Raw genomic sequence first — 22,114 nt, 5'->3', positions numbered from 1 at the left:
CCAGTCTCCCTGACTCATCTTATTCTGCGCTCGTCGCGCGCACCCGGGTCTCGTAGGCATCCCACACCAGGCGCGGATCAAACGTCCGCACCGCGAACATGGTCACTACCACCACGGTGGCAAAGGCGGTACTGCCGACTCCTGCATTGACTTCGGCTATTGCGCCCATATCCACCAGCGCCACCAGAATGGAAATCATAAACAGATCCAGCAGCGACCAGCGACCGATCCCACTCACCACCCGATAGACCCGCATGGCCTGACGCGGCGATACATTCAAGCGCCACTGCACGATCAGGCACAACATGATCAGCCCCACCAATTTCATCACTGGCACCGCAATGCTGGCTACAAATACAATCAGAGCAATGCCCCACATCCCGCTGTGGTACAACTCCAGCGCACCGCCGATTATGGTGCTGGGCTCCCCGGATCCCAGGTAGATTACCGTCATCACCGGCAGCACATTGGCCGGGATCAACAGCAGTGCCCCGGTGATCGTCAGTGCCCAAGTCAACATCAGGCTCCGCTCAATCCGGTCGTGCACTCTGGCGCCGCAGCGGGGGCAGCGGCAACCAGCCGCGCCAACCGGAGACTTTAACAGCTGCTGGCAGCACAGGCAGGTCCAGAATCCTTCAGACCGGGCGCGGGCAGGGCGTGAATTCAAGACGCGTCCTCCAGGTCCGGGGTGCCCGGATTTCCGGCACCGGCATTTTCGCGGCGACGTGCCATGCGCGCCCACACCGCCTCCGGATCAAACGCGACCGTTACCGCACTGGCCACCACCATCATCGCCACAAAACAGTACAGCCCCGGCTCGACGCTCATTTTGCCGAGATCCGACATTTTCACCAATGCCACCAGGATACCGAGCATATATACATCCAGCATGCCCCACTCCTGCAGGTGCTCGTACCAGCGCAAAGCCGCGGCAACCAGCCGCTGCAGCCGCTGGTAAGCACTTCCCCAGCACACAAATATGAGCAACAGGAATTTGCCCAATGGGGCAACCACACTGCAGAAAAGCACCAGGCTGGCAAGCCAGATATAGCCTGCGGCAAACAGCGACTGCACCCCGTTCATCAGGGTGTTCTCGGCCCCGAATGAAAACAGCGAGAACTCCAGCAGCGGCAAGGTGGCCGTGGGGATAAACAACAGTACGCCGCTCACACTCAGCGCTGCGGTATGGGCAATGCTGCGGGCCATATTGCGATGCAGGGTGGCACCGCAGCGCGGACATATCAGCTTCTGTCCCAACGGCGCCAGTGCGCGGGTCAGTAGCAGGTCACACTGGTGACAGGCGCGCATCCACTGATTGTGCGAGCTCTGCCCCGGGGTTTGCGGCACCTGCATGTGTTCGAATCCTCTCAATCAACAACCCGCCCGATAAGGCTACTTCGTACTAACCGATGTGCCAGTGCATCCAGATAGACCCGTCGGCGCGTCTCGGGTTCAGGAGCCTGAACCGCTCGCGGCACACAATCGCTACTAAACGCACATTCGCGTCAGTTTAACGAAGATATACCATAATGCCGCGACCGTCGCCTCGACGCTCCCGCCCACGGCGGGTACACTCTCGCGACCGCAGGCCCTCAAAGGGTTTCCATCGGACATCGCAGCCGGTGAGACCTCGATAACGAAAACCGGGCCAAGCCAGCACGCCACCAGAGCAGCAAAACAGACTGGCACCGTGATTTAAACAACAATGGTTTACACGAAAGGTTTACAGGAAAACGTGGCACCTAACCGCCAACTCCGGATGCTCCGGAGACCAAGGCGGATGCCGAACACTTGAAGACCGTAGCCGTCACAGGAATTTGACCGTAATGACAAGAAGTGCAAACCGGCGCAGCCTGCGCCCGCTCAAAACTCTGCTCGCCGCCGCTGTACTGGGCCTTGGCGCCATACAGGCCCAGGCGGACACTCTGTGGGAAGTCTACCTGCAGGCTCTGGATAACGACCCGCAACTGGCCGCCGACCGCGCCGCCTACCGCGCGGGGCTGGAAGCCGAGAACCTGGGCCGCGCTGCCCTGCTGCCGCAGATCAACGCCAGTGCCGACTACACCCGAACCCGCACCGAATCGGACTCGGTTGTCCAGACCTGCCCCGATGGCACCCAGTTGTGTGCGCAAAGCGAACTGATCAACGGTAACGCCAGCAGCGACAGCGATATCGACAGCCACGGTTACGGTGCACGGCTGGACCAGGCGCTGTTCGATATGACGGCCTGGTTCGGATACAAACAGGGCAAGAAGGTCAGCGAACAGGCTGCGGCCGAGTTCAGCGCCGATCAGCAGGACATGATGATCCGCGTTGCCAGCGCTTACTTTGACGTACTGCGTGCCAATGATGTGCTCGCCGCCGCCCGCGCGGAAGAAGAGGCCCTGGCCAAACAGTTGGAACAGACCCAGCAGCGCTTCGAAGTCGGTCTCACTGCAATTACCGATGTTTACGATTCCCGCTCCGCGTATGACAGCGCCCGCGCCCGCCGCCTCACCGCACAGGACGACCTGCTGAGCAACTTTGATGCACTGTCCGTCCTCACCGGCAAGCACTACGATGTGGTGGCGCCGCTGGAGAAGGGCTTTACCGTAGTGCCGCCAGTGCCTGCCGACCGCGCCGCCTGGGTTGAGTTTGCCCTGGCCAATAACTACGCCCTCAAGGCCGCGCGCTTGGGCGCGGACGCGTCCCGCTACAGCGCCCGCGCCGCGGCGGCAGAACACCTGCCTACGGTTTATGGCTCTCTGGCCTACGAGAAGGGATACCGCGACGGAGACAGTTCGCGCAGAACCAGATTCCCCATCTTCGACGAACCCTTTGGCAGCGAGACGCCGATCGACGAAACCTCCGAAACCAAAATCGCCGCGATTACCGTCGAGATGCCCCTCTATACCGGCGGACGCCTGAGCGCCAGCCGTCGCGAAGCGCGCAATCTCGCATTTCAGTCTGAGGACATCCGCAATCTGACCGAGCGCAACACCATCCAGAGCACCCGCACCCTGCACCGCGCGGTAACCACGGATGCGTCCCGTGTAGAAGCGCGCGAACAGGCAGTGATTTCCGCCAAGAGCGCCCTCGACGCCACCCAGGCCGGCTATGAGGTCGGCACGCGGAATATCGTCGACGTGTTGCTCGCCCAGCGCACCCTGGCCCAATCCCAGACCGACTACGCCAACTCGCTGTACGACTACATTCTCAACACCCTGAGCCTGAAGCAGGCATCCGGCCTGCTGGCGCCCAAGGATCTGCAGGATCTCGACAGCAGCCTCAATGCCGCTGCGGCAGTCACCCGGGTGGCAGAAGCCGGCGCCCTGCCGGTGACCAAGTAAGCCTTCCCACTCCTCGTCGCTGCCATCGGCAGAGAGGAAAAAAAGAGGCCGGCACTGTATAGTGCCGGCCTCTTTTTTGTCTGAACGTTCGTCAGAACTGGGGGATACGCCCTTCGGCGCAAGATTCCCTGCAGATATAATGATGGACTGGGCCCGCGTTTCGCGTGCGCCTACGCCGAAACCGCGCCCGACACCTCGTCGAGGTCGCGACCGCCAATTGAGGTGCAGAATGAAATGTCTGGTCACAGGCAGCGCAGGATTTATCGGTTATCACGTTGCCCGTGCATTACTGGCCCGGGGCGACAGTGTGGTCGGCCTGGACAACGTCAACGACTACTACGAAACCAGCCTGAAGGAAGACCGCCTGCAGGAACTGTCGCGCTTTGCCAATGAGCAGGGGGCGGACTACACGTTCCTGCGCGGGGATATTGCCGACCGCGCCTTCCTCGATGCCTGTTTTGCCAACCACACTTTTGACCGGGTGATCCACCTCGCCGCCCAGGCCGGGGTGCGCCACTCCATCGAACAGCCGGAATGCTACGTGTCCAGCAACCTGGTGGGGTTTGCCAATCTGCTGGAGGCCTGTCGCCACGGGCAAACACCACACCTGACGTACGCCAGCACCAGCAGCGTGTATGGTGGCAATACCCACATGCCATTCAGCGAGAATCACAGCGCTGACCACCCACTGCAGTTCTACGCCGCCACCAAGCGCGCCAATGAACTCATGGCCCACAGCTACAGCCACCTGTTCCGCCTGCCCACTACCGGCCTGCGCTTCTTTACTGTGTATGGCCCCTGGGGACGCCCGGACATGGCGCTGTTCAAGTTCACCCGCCTGATGCTGGAAGGCAAGCCGATCCCGGTGTTCAATCACGGCCACCACAGTCGCGACTTTACTTATATCGACGACATCGTTACCGGTGTAATCCGCGCCAGTGACCAGATTGCCGAGGCCGATCCGCAATGGAACAGCGACACCCCCAACCCCGCCACCAGTAACGCCCCCTACCGTCTGTTCAACATCGGTAATGGCGACCCGGCGCAGCTCAGTGACTATATCGACGCGCTAGAGGGCGCTCTGGGAATCAGGGCAGAGCGCGAGCTGCTGCCAATGCAGAAAGGCGATATCCCCGATACCCACGCGGATACCGCGCTGTTACAGGAAGCGGTCAACTACCGCCCCGGCACCAGCGTGAAAGACGGTGTGGGCAAGTTTGTGCAATGGTACCGGGCGTACTATCGGGTGTGATTGCAGGTGCAATAGTTTAAGGAAAAACTGAAGAATCGGTAAAACAGAGCAACCGATAAATAAGGGGCGGCAAAGCATTACACCTGCTCGGCCACCCGGCTCCCCAGTTTACCACCGGCGGCAGCCACCGCTTTGCGATACGCATCCTCCAACAGCGGCCAGTCTTCATCTGCGTAATGGAAAACCGGTAGCTTGCGGCGCAGCTTGAGCAGTGAGCGCTGCAAGCGCGCCACATTGGCATCCGCATCCCGCCGCGCCAGATCTTCGCGGATTTCGCCCTTGTCGAAATCAATCAGATAAAAGCGACCGCTGTCGTCCAGCATAATATTGTTAGCATTCAGATCTGCGTGATAGACCCCTTTGAGATGAAAACGCGCAATCAGGGTGCCGAGCTGTTGCCACTCGTCATTGGTGAGGCGACGCTGCGTGAGCAGGTCGGCCACTGTCCGCGCATTTGCAATCCGCTCGGTAATCAACGCACCCCGGTACACCAGTGGTGGCACGCTGACACAGCGCGCAGCCACCGGACGCGGTACCGGCAATCCCATCTCCCGCATTCGGCTCAGAACCCGGAACTCCCGCCACATACGGGTGTTGCGCAGGCGGCTGTACAGATAGGCCCTCTGCGCCACATGCCGCACGAGACCACCGCGGTGATATTGCTTGAACACCATGTCGCGGTCGCGATAGCGGAACATCACCGCCTTGCCACGCTCCAGCCGGGCACCCTGGCTATGCGCGGCAAGCCAGTCGAGGTCAAACAGCTGTTCGCAGTCTTCCCCGATCAGCTCGCTGTCGAAGAGGACGGAGGCTCCACTGACTTTAATCTGTCGGTAGCGCACGGCCGCTTACCTCTGTCGCCAAATCTGCGTAAAACCCCGAATGAAAACCTGAGTAAATTTCTGCAGACACCTCCCCCTCCCCTGAACCTTCAACCTTTCCCGCTCTCGTTACTTCTCCCCGGAGCCGGAAAATCAGTTTAATCTGTTATTTTATTTACAACACACACTGCGGTACCGCTACCGTACCGCCCCCTTGTCGTCCGCGATTAACAGAACAAGGGGTCAGAACTTGCCACAGGATACCAGAACTGTGAACAGGGCTCCTCTACCGGAGACCGGGACCGGGACCGGAAACGAGTACCGGAGGTTGAGTCTCCACTGGAAGCGAGAGACGCAACCGGCAAAAGTCACAGCGACGCGTTAAGAAGCGCAGGTTCAGACAGCGGGCGAGGCCGCGAATGGCCCATTCACAGGGTTCAACACAGAGTTCACATTACCTTATCCGATGGTATATGCTCCCGGGCCCCGAACCCCAGCCCCGCACAATCACCGAGACCCTGTCGCTATCTTATGATCCTCCGGAAACCCATGAACCTGTCCGTCATCATGTTCACCTACCTCGCCCCCGGCTGGCTGGGAAAGGTGCTCAAGGGTTCCGATGCTTCCGCGTGGAAGACCGACATTCTCAGGGTAAACGGGTTGGATGAGCCCATGGCCTGGGGCGGGCTCGACCGCGAGTTCGGCGTGCGCCAGATCAACGCTGGCGTCAAACCGCGCCCCCGTTTTCTCTATTTATCGCGAGCCTTGTGATGACCGATTCCACCAATTACAAACACTGGTCCGATCCCATTGTCGGCCGCTTCCTGCGCATCGCCGCCAGCGGCGCGGTGCCCGCAACCTGGTTTCAGAAGGGGCTGCCGCCGGAGTCCGAGCGCACCGCCAAAACCGGCGTACTGGATATCGAAATCGTCAGTCACTGCTGGCAGTACTCACACTTTCTGATTTATCAACTGAGCTCTCTGGTGCTCTACCCACCACAGAAAGCCACCGTGACCATGACCGTGTACTACAACTGCGAGGATACCCGCACCCAGGCAGTGCTGGACTTCTTCGGCAAGCAGGAAGTGCCAGGGATTACCTGGAACTGGCGCGAACTGCCGAAAGAGTCCCTGTACCGCCGCGCCATCGGCCGCAACCACGCGGCGCTCGCCAGCAAGGCGGACTGGGTATGGTTCACCGACTGCGACCTGATGTTCCGCAAGGGCTGTCTGGACAATCTCGCCGACGCGTTGCAGGGGCGTCGCGACGCACTGGTCTTCCCTGACAAGGAGCGCATCACCTCGCTGCTGGCAGACGACGATCCAATGCTGAACTTTGACCCGAAAGATCTGCGCGCTATCGATATCGACGACTCGCGCTTTGTGGAACAGGAAAGAGACAGGGCTACCGGACCGCTGCAGATCGCCCACGGCGATGTGGTGCGCGCGGTGGGTTACTGTGACAGCCTGCGCTACTACCAGAAACCCGCTGAGCGCTGGTGCAAGGCGTATGAGGATCGCGCCTTCCGCTGGCTGCTGGAATCCCGGGGTGTACCGCTGGATATCCCCGGCGTTTACCGCATCCGCCATGTGAGCAAGGGACGCTACACCGGCAGCAAGCTGAACACCCAGATTCGCAGCAGCGTGCGCAAGGCGACGTCAAAGCACTAAACCCCGGAGAAACGGGTAGCGCGATTTAATAGAGAGATGGCTTGAGATCGCTTCAAGCGAAATGGCCTGCCGGCTGCCATCAACACACTGACAGCGGGCGCTCCGCGCGCATCAACACCTCTATTTCGGACACGGTGCGCGCCAGTGCACCGCTGTTGTGGGCCGCCACCTCGCGCCCGCGGGCGCCGGTCGCCAGCCGTTCGCCCTCGTGGCGCAGCCATTCGCCCACCTGCTGCGCCAACTGGTCGGCATCTTCGACCACCGCCATGGCTTCCGCATCCAGCAACAGACGGGATACGGTGTCAAAATTGTACAGATGCGGACCGCACACTACCGGCACTCCCCAGGCCGCAGGCTCGATCATGTTGTGCCCACCGATCGGCACCAGGCTGCCACCCACAAACGCCACATCGCAGGCGCCATAGAAACGCAGCAATTCGCCCATGGTATCCCCCAGCAGCACCTGAACATCCGCGCCGGGTACCCCTCCATCGCTGCGCCGCAGCGTCCGCAGACCCTGATCGCGACACAGGCGCGCAACGCTGTCAAAGCGTTGCGGGTGGCGCGGCACCAGCACCAGCAACAGCTCCGGAAACTCCTCCCGCAACCGGGTGAAAGCATCCAACACCTGTGCGTCTTCCCCTTCGTGGGTACTCGCCGCGAGCCATACCGGTCTCAGGGCAGCACCGCGCCATTGGTGCGACAGCGCCTGGGCATCGCTGACCTGGCCGGTGTCGATGGAGAGATCGAACTTGATATTTCCGGTGACCACCACCCGCTCCCGCGGCACGCCCAGTGCGACGAAGCGGTCGGCATCCGCCTGATATTGAGCGACCACCCGGGTGAGGTCACTCATCATCGCGCGGCTGATATTGGGAAAGTGGGCATAGCCCTTGGCCGACTTGTCACTCAGGCGCGCATTGGCCAGCACCGTGGGCATCCCCTGACTGACACAGAGTGACAGCAGGTTCGGCCACAGCTCGGTTTCCATGCACACCAGGATATTCGGCCGCAGCGCGTCGATAAACGGCCGCAGGCATTCCGGCAGGTCAAACGGCAGGTAATAGTGCAGCAGGCGGCCATTCAGTACCGGCTCCAGCGCATCGTGTACCCGCTGGGATCCGGTGGGCGTGGTAGTGGTGACCAGCCATTGCCAGTCACTGTGACGGGCGGACAACGCCTCAATCAGCGGTACGGCAGCGAGGGTCTCACCCACCGACACCGAGTGAATCCAGATCAGCGGCGCGCGGCTCTCCCGCGGCGGCACCCGCCCCAGGCGTTCGCGCCAGCGGCGGCGAGGCGTCCCCTCTCTGGTGGGTACCCGCCCGAAGCGCTCGCTCCAGCGTTTGCGGTACGCCGGGTCCGAGCGCCCGCGCCACCAGAGGTGGAGCAACATCAGAGGCAGGGAGAGGCGTAACAGCCACGTGTAGATAAAGCGCATCAAATCGAAAACGGGCCCCTATTGGCAAATCGTCCGGGCACAAATACCGTGGCATCGCACCCCGTGTTTGGTAGCATTCTACCTTATTATCCGCACCTTGCCGGTGCAGCGCACCCCATCGATTTTGCAGTATCCGAGTCCCGCAATGAACATACTTATGGTCAGTAATGAATTCCCCCCCGGTGTGGGCGGCGTGCAGACCCATGTGTATGAATTGTCGCGAGCGCTGGTGCAGCTGGGGCACCGGGTGCGCGTGCTCTGCCGCCACCGGGACAAGTCCGTACCCGCCCGGGAAACCAGTGACGGCATCGAGGTGGAACGACTGGCACTACCGGACAATCACCTGTTGTACGACTGGCTGCTGCGGCGAAGGCTCCGACAGCTGATCCGTGCGGAAGGTTTCCAACTGATTCACGTACACGGCATGCGACCACTGAAGGCCACCGCCCGGCTGAATGTGCCGGTTCTCTTCACCAACCACACCTCTTCGTTTGTGCGCCGCGCCGACGGCAGCCGCAAAACCCGGCGCAAGATGTGCCGACAGCTGCAACACGTTGCCGAGGTGCTGACGCCCAGCGAAATCCTTGCGGACAAGACGCGGGTTATCGGTTATGCGGGGCCGGTGACCTTTATCCCCAACGGCGTGGACAACCGACTTTTCAGCCCCGGCCCTTCGGATCTCCGTTCGCAACTGCACATCCCCGCCGATGCCTTCGTGATCGCCATCGCCTGTCGGCTGGAACCGGTCAAAGGCGTCCGCCATCTCGCCCGCGCGGTGGCAGCTATCGACGACCCGCGATTGCATCTGGTCATTGCCGGCGAGGGCAGTGAGTATGCGGATATCCAGCAGATCCTGCTGCGCAAGGTCCAGTCCGGCCATGCGCATTTACTGGGCAGCGTGGACAACCGGGAAATGCCGCGTATCTATCGCGCCGCGGATGCCAGCGCATTGCCGTCACTGATGGAGGCCACCAGCATTGCCGGGCTCGAAGCCATGGCCTGCGGGCTACCGGTGATCGGCTCCGACGTCGGCGGCATTCCGTATATTGTCCGGCACGGCAAAAACGGTTTACTGGTCACGCCGGAGTCATCCGACGAACTGCAACAGGCCATTGAACAACTGCTCGCCCAGCCGCAACGGTGCCGCGATATGGGCGAGCAGGCGATACAGATGGTTGACTCGGAATTTACCTGGCGACACGTCGCCGAGAAAGTGCGCTCGCACTACGGCGCACATTTAAAAAAGTACACATAATGAAAACCGACACACCAACCGCCACCGCCAGCACCGCGGCAGAACCTTCTTCACCTTCGGATGCGCTCCACACCCTGCCCGCCTGGACTCAACCCTGGTGGCAGGACAACGTTCTGATGCAGCCAAAGGTGTGGCTGCAACTGACCGCCGTCATCGCACTGCTGGTCTACAGTTTTTTCGGTATTGGTGTCGAGGATGCCGACAAGTTCGCGCAGCTCGCCTACCTGCTCGGCCTGGTGATGCTGGGCATCTACGGCGGCCCGGTGCAGGGCGTGTCCCTGCGCCACTCCACCATTGTGTGGCTTGCGGTGGCCGCAATTGGCGTGGCGCTGGTATCCTGGATCGGCTCCTGGCTGCTGCATCCGGACTGGGCGGAATCCTCCTTCAAGGTACACAGGTTGACCGCCTGGTTCGCGATGATTCCGGTCGCGGTTATTCTCGGCGGGCGCTCGCGCAACGCGTACGCATTGTGGGGCGTTGCGCTCGCGGGCCTGCTGCTGGCGCCCTGGGTTGCCGGCGGCGGCCTCGCGGAATGGGAGCAGGGCCTTACCGGCACCCGGATCGACTTCGGCCTGCACAACGCCCAGCACACCGCCATGCTGTACGGCACCGCAGCACTTGGCCTGCTGGCCTTTGCCCCGCGCATCCTGCGCCGTCGTCCCTCTCTGTCGGCACCCGCCAACTGGTCAATCCGCGCCGCCTGGATCGTTACGCTGGCATTCTCGTTGACCGCGATCCTGCTCACCCAGACCCGCGGTGTCTGGCTCGGCCTCATCACCGGACTGCTGGTATTGGCGGTAGCCGGGATCGTCACTTTGCACAGCCGGTTCCACAGCCGACGCCGTATCATCGTAGCCGGCACGGCGATCACTACCGTCTTTGCCCTCGTACTGGGTTTCAGCCTGTTTGGCACCATGGTGGAGCACCGGCTGCAGGATGAGCGGCAGACCCTCACACTGCTGCAACAGGGAGAGCTGAAGAGCATTCCGTATTCCAGTACCGGCACCCGCATTCATACCTGGGTGGAAGCCCTGAAGTGGATCCAGCAGCGCCCCCTCATCGGCTGGGGCGGCAACGGCCGCAGCCTGATCTTCGATCACTCCCAGAATCTGCCACAGGATATCCGCGCGCGCTTCGGCCACTTGCACAGCACTTATCTGGACCTGCTGGTAAACTTCGGCCTGTTGGGGCTGATATTGCTGGCGGCGCTGGTGTACTGGCTGCTGTCCCGCGCGCTGCGTTTTTACCGTGCGGGACTGATGCGCGGCAGCGACGTGCTGTTTGCGTTCTCCTTCGCCACTTTCTTTGCGGTGATCAACGGCTTTGAGTCCTACCTGTTTTTCGACAGCGGCAAGCTGGTGCTGGCGATTGTGGGCGGCGGGCTTCTCACCCAACTGTGGGCCGCAAAACGCCGCCAGGCTGAAGGCATCATGAAACAACAATAGCCAACAACCCGCCCCCTGATATCAGCTGCGCTCAGGAATAGACACAAGGAACGCACGCACCGTGAAAATCGTCCAGTTATTGCCCGCACTCAACTCCGGCGGTGTCGAACGCGGCACTCTGGATCTGGCGCGGGCACTCGTAAAAGACGGTCACGAGTCCATCGTCATCTCCAGTGGCGGCAGACTGGTGGAACAGCTGGCACTGGAAGGCAGTACCCACATCCTCCGCGCGGTGCACAGAAAATCACTCACCAGCCTCGCCCAGGTGCGCCCCCTGCGAAAACTCATTCGCGAACTGCAGCCGGATATTCTGCATGTACGTTCACGGGTACCGGCGTGGCTCACCTGGCTGGCGTGGCGCAAGCTGGATCCGCACACGCGGCCGCGCCTGGTGAGCACCGCCCACGGGCTCTACTCCATCAATCGCTACAGCGCGATCATGGCCCGCAGTGAACAGACCATCGCCATTTCCCGCTGTGTGAAAGATTACCTGCAGCAAAACTATGCGCGCTATCTGCAGGCGGAACCGGAAATCATCTACCGCGGCGTGGATACCGAAGAGTTCAACACAAACACGCCACTGCCGGAAAACTGGCTCAATGGCGTATGCGCGGAATTTCCCGCGCTCACCGGAAAAAAATGGCTGCTGCTACCGGCGCGACTGACCCGCTGGAAAGGACAGGAAGACTTTATCCACCTGATTGCCGAACTGGTAAAAACCAACCCGGATGCCGGCAACCGCTTTCACGGTGTAATCCTCGGCGGGGCGGAGAAAAACAAGGAACACTTTGCCGAGGAGCTGCAAGCACTTGCCGCCAAGCTCGGTGTCACCGAACATATCAGCTTCGTCGGCCAGCGCAGCGATGTCCGCCACTGGTACCGTCAGGCAACTCTGGTGTACAACCTGTCCAGGAAACCGGAGCCGTTCGGGCGCACGGTGATCGAGGCCTGCGCCGTGGGCACACCGGTGATCGGCTACGATATCGGTGGCCCGGCGGAATCCCTGCAAATCTGTTTTGCCGAGGGTCTGGTGGAAAATGGCAACGCCGCACAGCTGCGGGATAAAACCCGGCAACTGCTCGACAGCCCCGTCCGCCCGGAGCTGGCCCCGGAGTTCACCCTCGCCCACCAGGCGGAAAAGACCATGGCCCTGTACCGCCGGCTGCTGGCGGAGAAGAAACGCCCGTGATTGATCTCAGCCGACGACAACCCTTCGCCAGCGGCGGTAACCGCCACTGCTACGTACATCCGGCATTTGCGGACCGCTGTGTAAAAGTCATGCTGCCCGGGCGTATCGAACAGCTGCGCCGGCGCGCCGCTTGGTACAAGGCATGGATGAGCGACGCGCGCTTCGATGACAATGCGCGGGAAATGGAGGGCTATGGGCAGAGGGTACTACGCGAGGCGGATGCTGCAAGCCCGGTATGGCAACACCTGCCGCGCTGGTATGGCATGGTGGAGACCAGCGAGGGACCCGGCGCGGTCTCGGAGTTGATTCTGGATGAACGCGGCGCACCGGCAATGACGCTGGAAGCCTATCTCACCACCCACGGCCTGGACGATGCCATTCGCGCGGCGCTCGATTCCTTTGCCGATTGGCTGCGCCACACGGGCGTACTGACCAAAAACCTGCTGCCCCATAACCTGGTGATCCGCGAGCGCGACGGTTCGCCATCCCTGTACCTGATCGACGGTCTCGGCAGCGCCGCCTTCCTACCCCTGGTGGAGCTATTCGCGGGTTCTCGACGACGCTATATCGAGCGCCGGATCCAGCGTATGTGGGCGCGGGTGCAGTGGGAGGTTTCCGATCGCAGCCTGACCTGGAAGCAGGCGGAGAAGCTCAGCCGTCGACGCTGACCGTCTTATCACTTCCGCCCAGGGCGTGACAATACACCCGCCAGGTCTCCCCGGCCATGGTATCCAGGGTCAGGCGCGAACGCGCGCGAGCCACATAGGGACTGTAGGCATCCCGCAGCAGCTCCAGATCCCCCAGAGCCGCGGTCAGCCGCACCGCCAGGGTCTGGATATCCTCCACGTCCACCAGGTACTGGGCGGGAATGTTTTCCGCCACATAGCCCACATCGGTGGACACCACCGGCGTACCCGCCAGTAATGCCTCGGCCACGGTATAGGGCCCCCCCTCGTAACGGGAGGCGATCACCACCAGATCCGCAGCCCGGTACCAATCCGCCACCGACGCCTGATAACCGACAAACTGCACACTGTCCCCCAGCTTCAGTTCCGCCGCCAGGGCTTCCAGTTCGCTGCGCTGTGGGCCCTCTCCCAGCAGGTAGAGCACCGCATCGCCCACCTCGGCACGCGCCCAGGCGCGCAGCAAGGTATCGATGCCTTTCGCCGGCACCAGACGCGCCACGGAAATCACCGCAGGCTTTCCCGGTTCCGGCACTTCAAAAGGTGTCTCTGTGGGCTCAGGCAGCGCAGTGCCGTTGGGGATTATTGTCCACGGCAGCTCGGAGCCCGCCACCGCGCGCTCACTGACCGCGATCCGGTGTGCGAATTGACGCGCGACCTTGTCCTTGGGATTGGGGGTATTGTGTCGGGTAATGACAACCTGCGCAGAGAGAAATCGCTGCAGGTTTTTCATCAGATCGGCGGGCTTGCCGCCGTGGGCGTGGATCACGTCAAACCGATGCCGACGCATCAACCGCAGCAGCGCCAGATTGAGCCACAGGCTGCGACGACTGCGATCGGTATTCAGCGGAAGAAACTCGACGGTATCCGGGAACATGCCCCGGTAGCGCGGATGCGCAATGACAGACACTCTGGCATCGGTATTGATCGCCTGCCAGCAACACTGCTCCAGCACATGCTTTTCCAGACCGCCGGTTTCCTGACTGGTAAACAGGTGGCAGAGTCGCGACGGAGCCCGCGTTACGGATGGCGAGGGTGAGACGTTATTGCTCGGGGACATGGGAGGCGTCCGCATCTTGCTGGTCTATTGTTCGGTCACCGTCTGTATCACTGCTTTTGACAGAGTCTGCAAAATCGATCCCGCAACGACGCAGCAACGCCTGGGCACAGATGATCTGCTGATTAAACGGAGTACGCGGCGTCCAATCGCGGGTGGCGTCGTCAACACAGCCCGTCACTATCCCCTGATCCAACAGACGCTGTACCGCGCCGCGTACTTTGTTCGCCGGACGTCGGCTGGGCAGGGGAATGATGCCGACCCGGGCGCGACTCTGCAGGGCCTCGAAGATCATCGATACGCTATCTGCACTCACCCAGATCTGTCCCGCGCGAGCCATCTGCTCCGCCAGCCAGCCGGGGGGACAGTCCTGCCACTCCCAGAGCTCCGCGCCGCTGTCGGCACACTGGGCCAAGGTGCCCTCCGGAGTGCGGCGACTGTCCGAGACCTGCCACTGCAGCGGCAGCTGCAGCAATCGGTCCGCAGCTGCACTGACTGCCTGCGCATCCCAGTGGAAATGCTTGCTGGGGCCGCCGAACAGCAGCAGGCCTCGACAGGGCTCGGTCCGCGTCTGTGGCAGGGGCTCACTCAGGGCGCCCTGGGTCAGGATGACATTCTCCAGCGGCGGCGGCCGGTCGTGCTCGGGGATGATAGCGAAATCGAACCACGACAGGGGCAGACTGGGCTGCATGATCACTACACTGCGACCACCGAAATGCCGCTTGGCCCGCAGCATCGGCCAGTGGCAGCGGTGGCCCGCGCCGATAATCAGGTGCGGGCGGGGCAGCTGTTCGAGGGCCGCAGACATCGCACCCCATAAGGGGATCACGATTTCACTGCAATCCAGGTCACGGCAGTCAATCGCATCCTCGCCGAGACAGCTGCGCAAGCCACTGACGAGCGCCGCACTCTGTTTCTCATGGGCGAGATTGCCGTCCAGAAAACGCCAGATAATCAGCAAAAAAATGTCCTCTCGGTCACAACATCGGTCACTGTATTGCCTCTCCATCCACAGCATACGCGGCCAGAAATACCTGCGGCATGCTACCCCAGCCGCCCTTCAGACTGAACCCGCGCGCCCTGTTTCTCCGCAGCCTGGCTCAAAGTCACGATCGTGACTGCTGTCATACCACTAAGTTGGAACGCCCTCTCGGCGCCCAGTATAATGCCGTCTCCTAATCCTCTACCTCTGCTGCCCTGCCTCGCAGATCGCACCTTCGGTCTAATCCATGCGCATTATCCACGTCGACAATCACCAACAACGCAAATACGGCCACCTGCGGGTCAGTTGGGCGCTGAAGCTGTATACCGGCCTGGTGCGTGCCGGCCACAATGTGCTGGCCTTCAGCGATCGCGACGTGGCCGCGTTTGAAGCGCCGCTGGGAATCCGCGAGCTGGGGGGTAAAAAAACCAATCAGCGCCTGTTGCAAACCTGCGAAGCGTTCGACCCGGACATGCTGATCTTCGGCCACTGCGACCTGATCGAAAATGCAACCTTCGCCGAGATCCGCCGTCGCCATCCGCAGATCATCCTCGCCGCCTGCAACAACGATCCGCTGTTCGTCCCCCGCAACGCCGCCAATATCAAGAAGCGCTGCGAGATCGCCGACGCCATGTTTGTCTCCACCGGCGCAAACGATTTACAGGAATTTACCGGCAGCCGCGCACGGCTGTGGCATATGCCCAACCCGGTAGATCCGGCGGTCGAGACCGCCGATGTGAGCGCCCTGGCCGCGGATGATCCGCAGCTGGAAACCGACCTGCTGTTCTGCAGCAAATCCCAGCAGCACACCGAGCGCGGCCAGCTGGTAGAACAATTGCAGTCACAACTACCGGCAGACTTCCGCTTCCATACCCCCGGCATGCGGGACCAGCCCACCCTGTGGGGGCGCACCTACGAGCGCAAACTGGCCGCGAGCAAAATGGGCCTGAACCTCAACCGTCAGGAAGGCTATCAATGGTATTCGTCTGCGCGGATTGCGCAGATGGCGGGCAACGGCCTGCTGGTATTCACCCACGCCGCCGCGCGCTTTGACGATTTTATGCCCGCGGAAACCCTGGCCTATTTCGACAGCGACGACAGCCTCGCCCGCCAGATTCAGACCTTTCACCACGACGACGCCATGCGCCGTCACTGGGCGGGCAGATGCCGTGCGTTTTTCCACCGCGAGATCAACAATACCCTGTACGCCCAGTACATTGTGGAGGCGGCCAGCGGCCAGTCATTCAGCCACGACTATGTGTGGCATCGCTGAGGGCTGACGCTGATGGGTTCAATCTCTCGGACAAATCCATTGCCACATGCCCGTATCAATTGCGTACTATAGTGGTCCGAAAGTCAGTGGCCCGTAAATTTTTATCGCACCGGTTGAATCAAGAGCCGGGTGAAACACGAACTCCGTTAGAGACAGAGAAAAAGCATGAATGTCACCGTATTCGGCACCGGTTATGTAGGGCTGGTACAGGCCGCGGTACTGGCAGAGGCCGGCCACCGGGTAGCCTGTATTGATATCGACGAGCACAAGATCGAGCGCCTGAGACAGGGACATATCCCGATTTTCGAGCCGGGGCTGGAGCCACTGGTCAAGCGTAATAACGAGTCCGGCAACCTGACCTTCTCCACCAATGCCCCCGAAGGCATCGCCCACGGCGAGCTGATCTTTATCGCCGTCGGCACCCCACCGGACGAAGATGGCTCCGCGGACCTGCGCTACGTACTCACCGTGGCCCGCACCATCGCCGAGCACATGGATGACAAAAAGTACATCATCAACAAGTCGACAGTACCGGTAGGCACCGCGGATAAGGTACGCGAAGAAGTGACCCGTGCCCTCGCTGCGCGGGATGCCCTGCACCTGGAATTCGATGTGATTTCCAATCCGGAATTCCTCAAGGAAGGTTCCGCCGTGGCGGACTGCATGAAGCCCGATCGCATCATCATCGGTACTTCAGAAAATGCTTCCGAGCAGAAGATGCGCCAGCTGTACGCACCGTTTAATCGCAATCACGACAAGGTGATCGTGATGGATGTGCGCAGTGCGGAGCTGGCCAAGTACGCCGCCAACTGTATGCTCGCCACCAAGATCAGCTTTATGAACGAAATGTCGGTAATTGCCGATAAAGTGGGCGCGGATATCGAATCCGTGCGCCAGGGTATCGGCTCCGACCCGCGTATCGGCTACCACTTTATTTATCCCGGCATCGGCTACGGTGGCTCCTGTTTCCCGAAAGACGTGCAGGCCTTGAAAACCACAGCTGCGCAGTTGGGACTGGAACCGGAGATCCTGAACGCGGTGGAGAGCCGCAACCACAGCCAGAAACATTACCTGCTGGACAAAATTGTCCACCGCTACGGCCCGGACCTTTCCGGCAAGACGTTTGCCCTCTGGGGTTTGGCGTTCAAACCGAATACGGACGACATGCGCGAGGCACCGAGCCGGGTGCTGATGGAAAACCTGTGGCAGATGGGTGCCAAGGTACGCGCGTTTGATCCGGAAGCGATGCAGGAGTGCGAGCGCATTTACGGCAACCGTGACGACCTGCAACTCTGTGGTACCCGCGACAGTGCGCTGTCTGGTGCGGATGCACTGATCGTTGCGACCGAGTGGCAGCAGTTCAAGACCCTGGATTTCGAGATGGTGCGCAGTAACCTGAAAGACCCGCTGGTATTCGATGGCCGCAATCTCTACCACCCGCTGGATATGGCGGAAGCAGGATTTGAATACTACTGCGTGGGCCGCCCACAACAGGCACCAACCAAAGCTTCCTGATAGGCAAGCCCACTAAATTGCAAACCCATTAAAAAGGGCGACTGCCTTTCGGTAGTCGCCCTTTTTATTTGTGTGAAAACCGGAATCAGGCAGAAGCTGCCCGGACATCCTCGCAGTTTTCCCGCACGTCGCTCAGCCAACCCAAATGCGCCTGGCTCTTGCCCTGCACCACATCGAAGTACAGCTGCTGCAAACGCTTGGTGATGGGGCCGCGGCGGCCCGCGCCGATGGTGCGGCCGTCGAGCATGCGAATCGGCAATACTTCCGCGGCTGTGCCGGTGAAGAAGGCTTCGTCGGCAATATACACCTCGTCGCGGGTGATACGCTTCTCCACCACCTTGTAACCACACTCGTTAGCCAACTGAATCACCGAGGCGCGGGTGATACCGTCGAGACAGGAAGTGAGTTCCGGGGTGTAGATCACACCGTCGCTGACCAGGAAGAAGTTCTCGCCACTGCCCTCGGCCACATAGCCTTCCGGATCCAGCAGCAACGCTTCTTCACAACCGTTGCGGATGGCTTCCTGCAACGCCAGCATGGAGTTGATGTAGTTGCCGTTGGCCTTCGCCTTGCACATGGAGATGTTCACATGGTGGCGGGTGTAGGACGAGGTGTTGACCTTGATCCCCAGCTCTCGGGCTTCCGGGGACATGTAGCTGGGCCATTCCCAAGCGGCGACGATCACGTGGGCCTGCAGGGCGTCGGCGCGCAGGCCCATGCCTTCGGATCCGTAAAATACCATCGGCCGCAGGTAGGCTTCTTCCAGGCCATTCTCACGTACCACCAGGCGCTGCGCTTCATTGAGCTGCTCCTGATCAAATGGCATGGGCATGTTCATGATCTTGGCGGAACGGAACAGGCGACGGGTATGTTCGTTCAGGCGGAAGATGCTGGTGCCACCATCGGCTGTTTGATAAGCGCGTACGCCTTCGAATACGCCCATTCCGTAGTGCAGGGTGTGGGTAAGCACGTGGACCCGCGCATCGCGCCAGGGAACCAACTCACCATCAAACCAGATAACGCCGTCTCTATCGGCAAAAGACATGGGTAACTCCTACAAGAAATCTATTAACGCCTGTAGGAGCATGCCTGGGGAGGGAGGTCGAGCCCGAAGGAAAGCGCGAGGATCGATTCAGTTCGCCAGCAGGCTGGCTCCTACAGCACAGAGCCAGGTGAAAAACAGTTTAGCGGGCAGCGGAACGTCAATGGGGCAACCATCACCCGTGGTGGCGGTTCAGCCCAGAATCTGCTGCCAAGTTGTTTCAACGGTCTTTCTTTCCGCTTCGAATTGGTCACCGGATACAACCCCCGGCTGCTGTTGTAATGCCAGGCGATGACCTTCTGATCGGTAGGCTTTGTAGGCGTCGATCAAATGCGCGGCTTGGTGGGCCGGCATCAGGCCTGCCTCGGTGAGGCTTTCAAGAATGCGGATATTGTCGGTGTACCGCAGGATTGAAGGAGCGCGATGCGCCCAGGCCAATACAGCATATTGAACCATAAATTCGATATCGACAATACCGCCCGGGCCCTGCTTGAGATCGAATTGTCGATCATTGCTCTTATCGAGGTGCGCACGCATCTTATTGCGCATCGCAACCACATCTTCACGCAATTTCTGCTCGTCGCGCTCGGCCCCCAACAACTTGTTCCGCAAGGATTCGAACGCCGATCCGAGACGCTCACTGCCCGCGACGGGGCGGGTGCGCACCAGCGCCTGGTGTTCCCAGGTCCAGGCACTTTCGCGCTGGTACTTTTCAAAGGCGGTAAGAGACGTCACCAGCAGCCCGGAATTTCCCGAAGGGCGCAGGCGTGTATCCACTTCGTACAAAGGTCCGCTCAACGTGCGCGTCTGCAGAATATGAATCAGGCGCTGGGCTAGGCGGGTGTAAAAACTCAGGTTGTCGATGGCGCGCTCGCCGTCGGTGGTCTGCTGGGGTTCCGCATCGTGCACGAAAACAATATCCAGATCGGAACCGTGCCCCAACTCCAGCCCCCCCAGCTTGCCGTAGGCGACGATGGAGAAGCGCATGTCTTCCACACTCGCGCCTTTCGGTGTGCCGTGCTTCTGCGTGACCTGTTGCCAGGCCAGGGTTAGTGACTGTTGCAGAATGGCTTCCGCGAGCCAGGTAAGGGAGTCGCTCACCTTCATCAGCGGCAGGGCCCCGGTCACCTCCTGAGCGGCGGTGCGCAGGCTCTGCCCCTGCTTGAAATGTCGCAGGGCCTCCATCTGGGCTTCCAGATCTTCCGGGTCCACTCGCAGCATTTCCTCACGCAGTTCGTCGGCGATGTCCCGGGCGGTAGACGGCTGCAGCAGACGGCGCTGGTCGAGCATTTCGTCCAGCAGGATCGGATGGCGCGCCAGTTGTTCGGCGATCCAGGGCGACGCGCTGCACAGGCGCAGCAGTTGATTCAATACCGGTGGATTTTCATTGATCAGCACCAGGTAGGCACTGCGACGCAGGATGGCGCGCAGCAGCGGCATCACCCGCTCCAGCGCCAGTGAAGGCTCACTCACCTCGGAAGCGGCCGCCAGCAGCAGCGGCATGGTCTGATCCAGGCGCTGACGACCGGCCACCGGCAGCGCAGTGACAATGCGATCGCCGTGCAACTCGGTGAGCAATTCGAGCGCCTTGGCGGCGGGCTGGAAACCCGCATTGTGCAGATGCTCCAGCCAGTTATCGCGATCTTCCACCATCTCGCAACCGGCCCAGAGCATTTCCCAAGTGTCGCTGACGGTAATCTCACCACTCTCTTCCGGCGGCGCGATCACCTCGTCGAATTCCCGCTCGATAAAACCGCGGGCTTTTACCAGCGCATCCTCCAACTGATTCCAGCTTTCATAACCCAGAGCAAAGGCCAGTTGTTCCCGCCGCTCCGGTTCCGGCGGCAGGGTCTGGGTCTGCTGATCGCGCTCCGCCTGCAGGCCGTGCTCAACGCGGCGCAGCAGCAGGTAGGCGTCACCCAGCTGGTCGGTACTTCCCGCGGGCAGATGTCCGCCTTCCTCCAGCAGCGGCAATACTTTCAGAATATTGCGCACCCGCAGGTCCGGCTCGCGCCCGCCGCGGATCAACTGAAACGCCTGGGCGATAAACTCCACCTCGCGGATACCGCCGCGCCCCAGCTTGATATTGTCGATCAGCCCCCGCGCACGCACCTGGCGCTGGATCAGGGTTTTCATTTCCCGCAGCGATTCGATCACACTGAAATCGATATAGCGACGGTAGGTAAACGGGCGCAGCATCTCCATCAACTCTTCCGAAGCCGCGGCCGCCCCCTCGCCGGAGGCGGCCACCGGGCGCGCCTTGATCATCGCATAGCGCTCCCACTCGCGGCCCTGGGTCTGGTAGTAATCTTCCAGCGCCGCATAGTGGCTCACCAGCGGACCGCTGTCGCCGTAGGGGCGCAGACGCATATCCACGCGGAACACAAAACCGTCCGCGGTAACCGCGTCCAGAGACTTGATCAGCCGCTGCCCCAGGCGCTGGAAATACGCCTGGTTCTCCAGGGATTTTTTACCTTCATACTGGTCCCCATCGGATTGTCCCGGCTCGGGGTAGGCGAAAATCAGATCGATATCGGAAGACAGGTTCAGCTCCCGCGCGCCCAGCTTGCCCATCCCCAGCACCACCATCGGCTGGATATGCCCCTCGCTACTGCGCGGCTCCCCATGGCGCTCCACCATTTTCGCCCGGTGCCAGTCCAGCGCGGACTGAATACAGACTTCCGCCAGCTCGGTAAGCCGCGCACAGGCGGTAGGAATATCCCACTGGCCGGCAAAGTCCCGCCAGATCACCTCCGCATTCACGCGGTTGCGCAAAACCCGCAGCGCCTGCTCCAATTGCTCCTCGGTGGCAAAATTCCCGATATCCGGTACTGCCAGCCCGCAGTCATCATGCGCCAGTAACCCGGCCAGCAACGTCGGATAACGACTGCACTGGCGCACAAAAAACGCCGAGCCCACAAACGCCCGCGCCAGAATCCGGGCGCGCCGCTCATCATCCAGTTGCGACGCCACCGGAGCCACCACATCCACCCCCACCGCATCACACCAGTCATTCCAGCGCTGGGCGAGCAGAGGCTGGTGCTGTTCAGGGCAGTGTTCCATCCAGGACATTGGCGACTCCATAAGCAATTGTGCGACGAAAACAGTTTAAAGAACGCGGAAGCCAAGTGTACACCGGCAGTCGCGTGCATCCTCATCC

General features: G+C 61.0%; 18 protein-coding genes. 10 read left to right on the top strand and 8 right to left on the bottom strand.

The window, feature by feature from the left end:
• Positions 1 to 19 precede the first annotated feature (19 nt).
• Both LPW13_RS18125 and LPW13_RS18120 read right to left on the bottom strand, forming a co-directional pair.
• Complete coding sequence (locus tag LPW13_RS18125) at positions 20 to 520, bottom strand: paraquat-inducible protein A (protein ID WP_230437400.1); 501 nt, start codon at positions 518 to 520, stop codon at positions 20 to 22.
• Positions 521 to 663: 143 nt separating this feature from the next.
• Complete coding sequence (locus LPW13_RS18120; protein ID WP_230437399.1) at positions 664 to 1,353, bottom strand: paraquat-inducible protein A; 690 nt, start codon at positions 1,351 to 1,353, stop codon at positions 664 to 666.
• A 473-nt stretch (positions 1,354 to 1,826) separates the two neighbouring features.
• Here LPW13_RS18120 and LPW13_RS18115 point away from each other — a divergent pair, with 473 nt between their 5' ends.
• Positions 1,827 to 3,329, top strand: a complete 1,503-nt coding sequence (locus LPW13_RS18115; protein WP_230437398.1) for a TolC family outer membrane protein — start codon at positions 1,827 to 1,829, stop codon at positions 3,327 to 3,329.
• Between the two features lie 229 nt (positions 3,330 to 3,558).
• Positions 3,559 to 4,581, top strand: coding sequence for an NAD-dependent epimerase (locus tag LPW13_RS18110; RefSeq protein WP_230437397.1), 1,023 nt, complete (start codon positions 3,559 to 3,561; stop codon positions 4,579 to 4,581).
• A gap of 77 nt (positions 4,582 to 4,658) precedes the next feature.
• Here the strand turns inward: LPW13_RS18110 and LPW13_RS18105 are convergent, their stop codons facing one another.
• The gene (locus LPW13_RS18105) at positions 4,659 to 5,423 is read right to left on the bottom strand and encodes a 3-deoxy-D-manno-octulosonic acid kinase (RefSeq protein ID WP_230437396.1); all 765 of its coding nucleotides are present in this window, start codon (positions 5,421 to 5,423) and stop codon (positions 4,659 to 4,661) included.
• Between the two features lie 528 nt (positions 5,424 to 5,951).
• On the opposite strand from LPW13_RS18105, the gene LPW13_RS18100 reads away from it, so the two are divergent.
• Both LPW13_RS18100 and LPW13_RS18095 read left to right on the top strand, forming a co-directional pair.
• A complete protein-coding gene (locus tag LPW13_RS18100; protein ID WP_230437395.1) occupies positions 5,952 to 6,173 on the top strand; it encodes a glycosyltransferase family protein in 222 nt (73 codons plus the stop codon).
• On the top strand, positions 6,173 to 7,072 hold the full coding sequence (locus LPW13_RS18095) for a glycosyltransferase family A protein (protein ID WP_230437394.1): 900 nt from the start codon (positions 6,173 to 6,175) through the stop codon (positions 7,070 to 7,072). Before LPW13_RS18100 ends, LPW13_RS18095 begins: the two co-directional genes overlap by 1 nt.
• Positions 7,073 to 7,151: 79 nt before the next feature.
• On the opposite strand, the gene waaA is transcribed toward LPW13_RS18095, so the two are convergent.
• Positions 7,152 to 8,513: a lipid IV(A) 3-deoxy-D-manno-octulosonic acid transferase gene (gene waaA / locus LPW13_RS18090; RefSeq protein WP_230437393.1), complete on the bottom strand. Its 1,362-nt coding sequence runs from the start codon at positions 8,511 to 8,513 to the stop codon at positions 7,152 to 7,154.
• 145 nt (positions 8,514 to 8,658) lie between these two features.
• Between waaA and LPW13_RS18085 the strand changes: the two genes are divergently transcribed.
• From LPW13_RS18085 to LPW13_RS18070, 4 genes are all read left to right on the top strand, one after another.
• A complete protein-coding gene (locus tag LPW13_RS18085) occupies positions 8,659 to 9,768 on the top strand; it encodes a glycosyltransferase family 4 protein (protein WP_230437392.1) in 1,110 nt (369 codons plus the stop codon).
• Positions 9,768 to 11,213 carry an O-antigen ligase family protein gene (locus LPW13_RS18080; RefSeq protein ID WP_230437391.1) on the top strand — a complete coding sequence of 482 codons (1,446 nt, stop codon included), beginning with the start codon at positions 9,768 to 9,770 and terminating at the stop codon, positions 11,211 to 11,213. The genes LPW13_RS18085 and LPW13_RS18080 overlap by 1 nt, the downstream gene beginning before the upstream one ends.
• A gap of 61 nt (positions 11,214 to 11,274) precedes the next feature.
• Positions 11,275 to 12,402 (top strand): glycosyltransferase family 4 protein, encoded by a 1,128-nt coding sequence (locus LPW13_RS18075; protein ID WP_230437390.1) that lies wholly within the window; start codon positions 11,275 to 11,277, stop codon positions 12,400 to 12,402.
• A complete protein-coding gene (locus LPW13_RS18070; RefSeq protein ID WP_230437389.1) occupies positions 12,399 to 13,070 on the top strand; it encodes a YrbL family protein in 672 nt (223 codons plus the stop codon). Before LPW13_RS18075 ends, LPW13_RS18070 begins: the two co-directional genes overlap by 4 nt.
• On the opposite strand, the gene LPW13_RS18065 is transcribed toward LPW13_RS18070, so the two are convergent.
• Together LPW13_RS18065 and LPW13_RS18060 are read right to left on the bottom strand one after the other, a co-directional pair.
• Entirely contained in the window at positions 13,054 to 14,145 is a 1,092-nt protein-coding gene (locus tag LPW13_RS18065) for a glycosyltransferase (RefSeq protein WP_230437388.1), read from the bottom strand. The two genes, LPW13_RS18070 and LPW13_RS18065, sit on opposite strands and share 17 nt — an antisense overlap.
• Entirely contained in the window at positions 14,129 to 15,103 is a 975-nt protein-coding gene (locus LPW13_RS18060; RefSeq protein WP_230437387.1) for a mitochondrial fission ELM1 family protein, read from the bottom strand. The genes LPW13_RS18065 and LPW13_RS18060 overlap by 17 nt, the downstream gene beginning before the upstream one ends.
• A 268-nt stretch (positions 15,104 to 15,371) precedes the next feature.
• On the opposite strand from LPW13_RS18060, the gene LPW13_RS18055 reads away from it, so the two are divergent.
• Entirely contained in the window at positions 15,372 to 16,397 is a 1,026-nt protein-coding gene (locus LPW13_RS18055) for a glycosyltransferase family protein (protein ID WP_230437386.1), read from the top strand.
• Positions 16,398 to 16,562: 165 nt separating this feature from the next.
• Positions 16,563 to 17,912 (top strand): UDP-glucose dehydrogenase family protein, encoded by a 1,350-nt coding sequence (locus LPW13_RS18050; RefSeq protein ID WP_230437385.1) that lies wholly within the window; start codon positions 16,563 to 16,565, stop codon positions 17,910 to 17,912.
• An 85-nt stretch (positions 17,913 to 17,997) separates the two neighbouring features.
• Here the strand turns inward: LPW13_RS18050 and LPW13_RS18045 are convergent, their stop codons facing one another.
• Both LPW13_RS18045 and glnE read right to left on the bottom strand, forming a co-directional pair.
• Positions 17,998 to 18,957 (bottom strand): branched-chain amino acid transaminase, encoded by a 960-nt coding sequence (locus LPW13_RS18045; RefSeq protein ID WP_230437384.1) that lies wholly within the window; start codon positions 18,955 to 18,957, stop codon positions 17,998 to 18,000.
• 189 nt (positions 18,958 to 19,146) lie between these two features.
• Positions 19,147 to 22,026 carry a bifunctional [glutamate--ammonia ligase]-adenylyl-L-tyrosine phosphorylase/[glutamate--ammonia-ligase] adenylyltransferase gene (gene glnE / locus LPW13_RS18040; RefSeq protein ID WP_230437383.1) on the bottom strand — a complete coding sequence of 960 codons (2,880 nt, stop codon included), beginning with the start codon at positions 22,024 to 22,026 and terminating at the stop codon, positions 19,147 to 19,149.
• Between the last annotated feature and the right edge of the window lie 88 nt (positions 22,027 to 22,114).

The organism is Microbulbifer celer (genome assembly GCF_020991125.1).
GTDB classification, from domain to species: domain Bacteria; phylum Pseudomonadota; class Gammaproteobacteria; order Pseudomonadales; family Cellvibrionaceae; genus Microbulbifer; species Microbulbifer celer.
The sequence above is the reverse complement of the archived record's forward strand: the minus strand, read 5'-3'. Positions and strand labels throughout refer to the sequence as shown.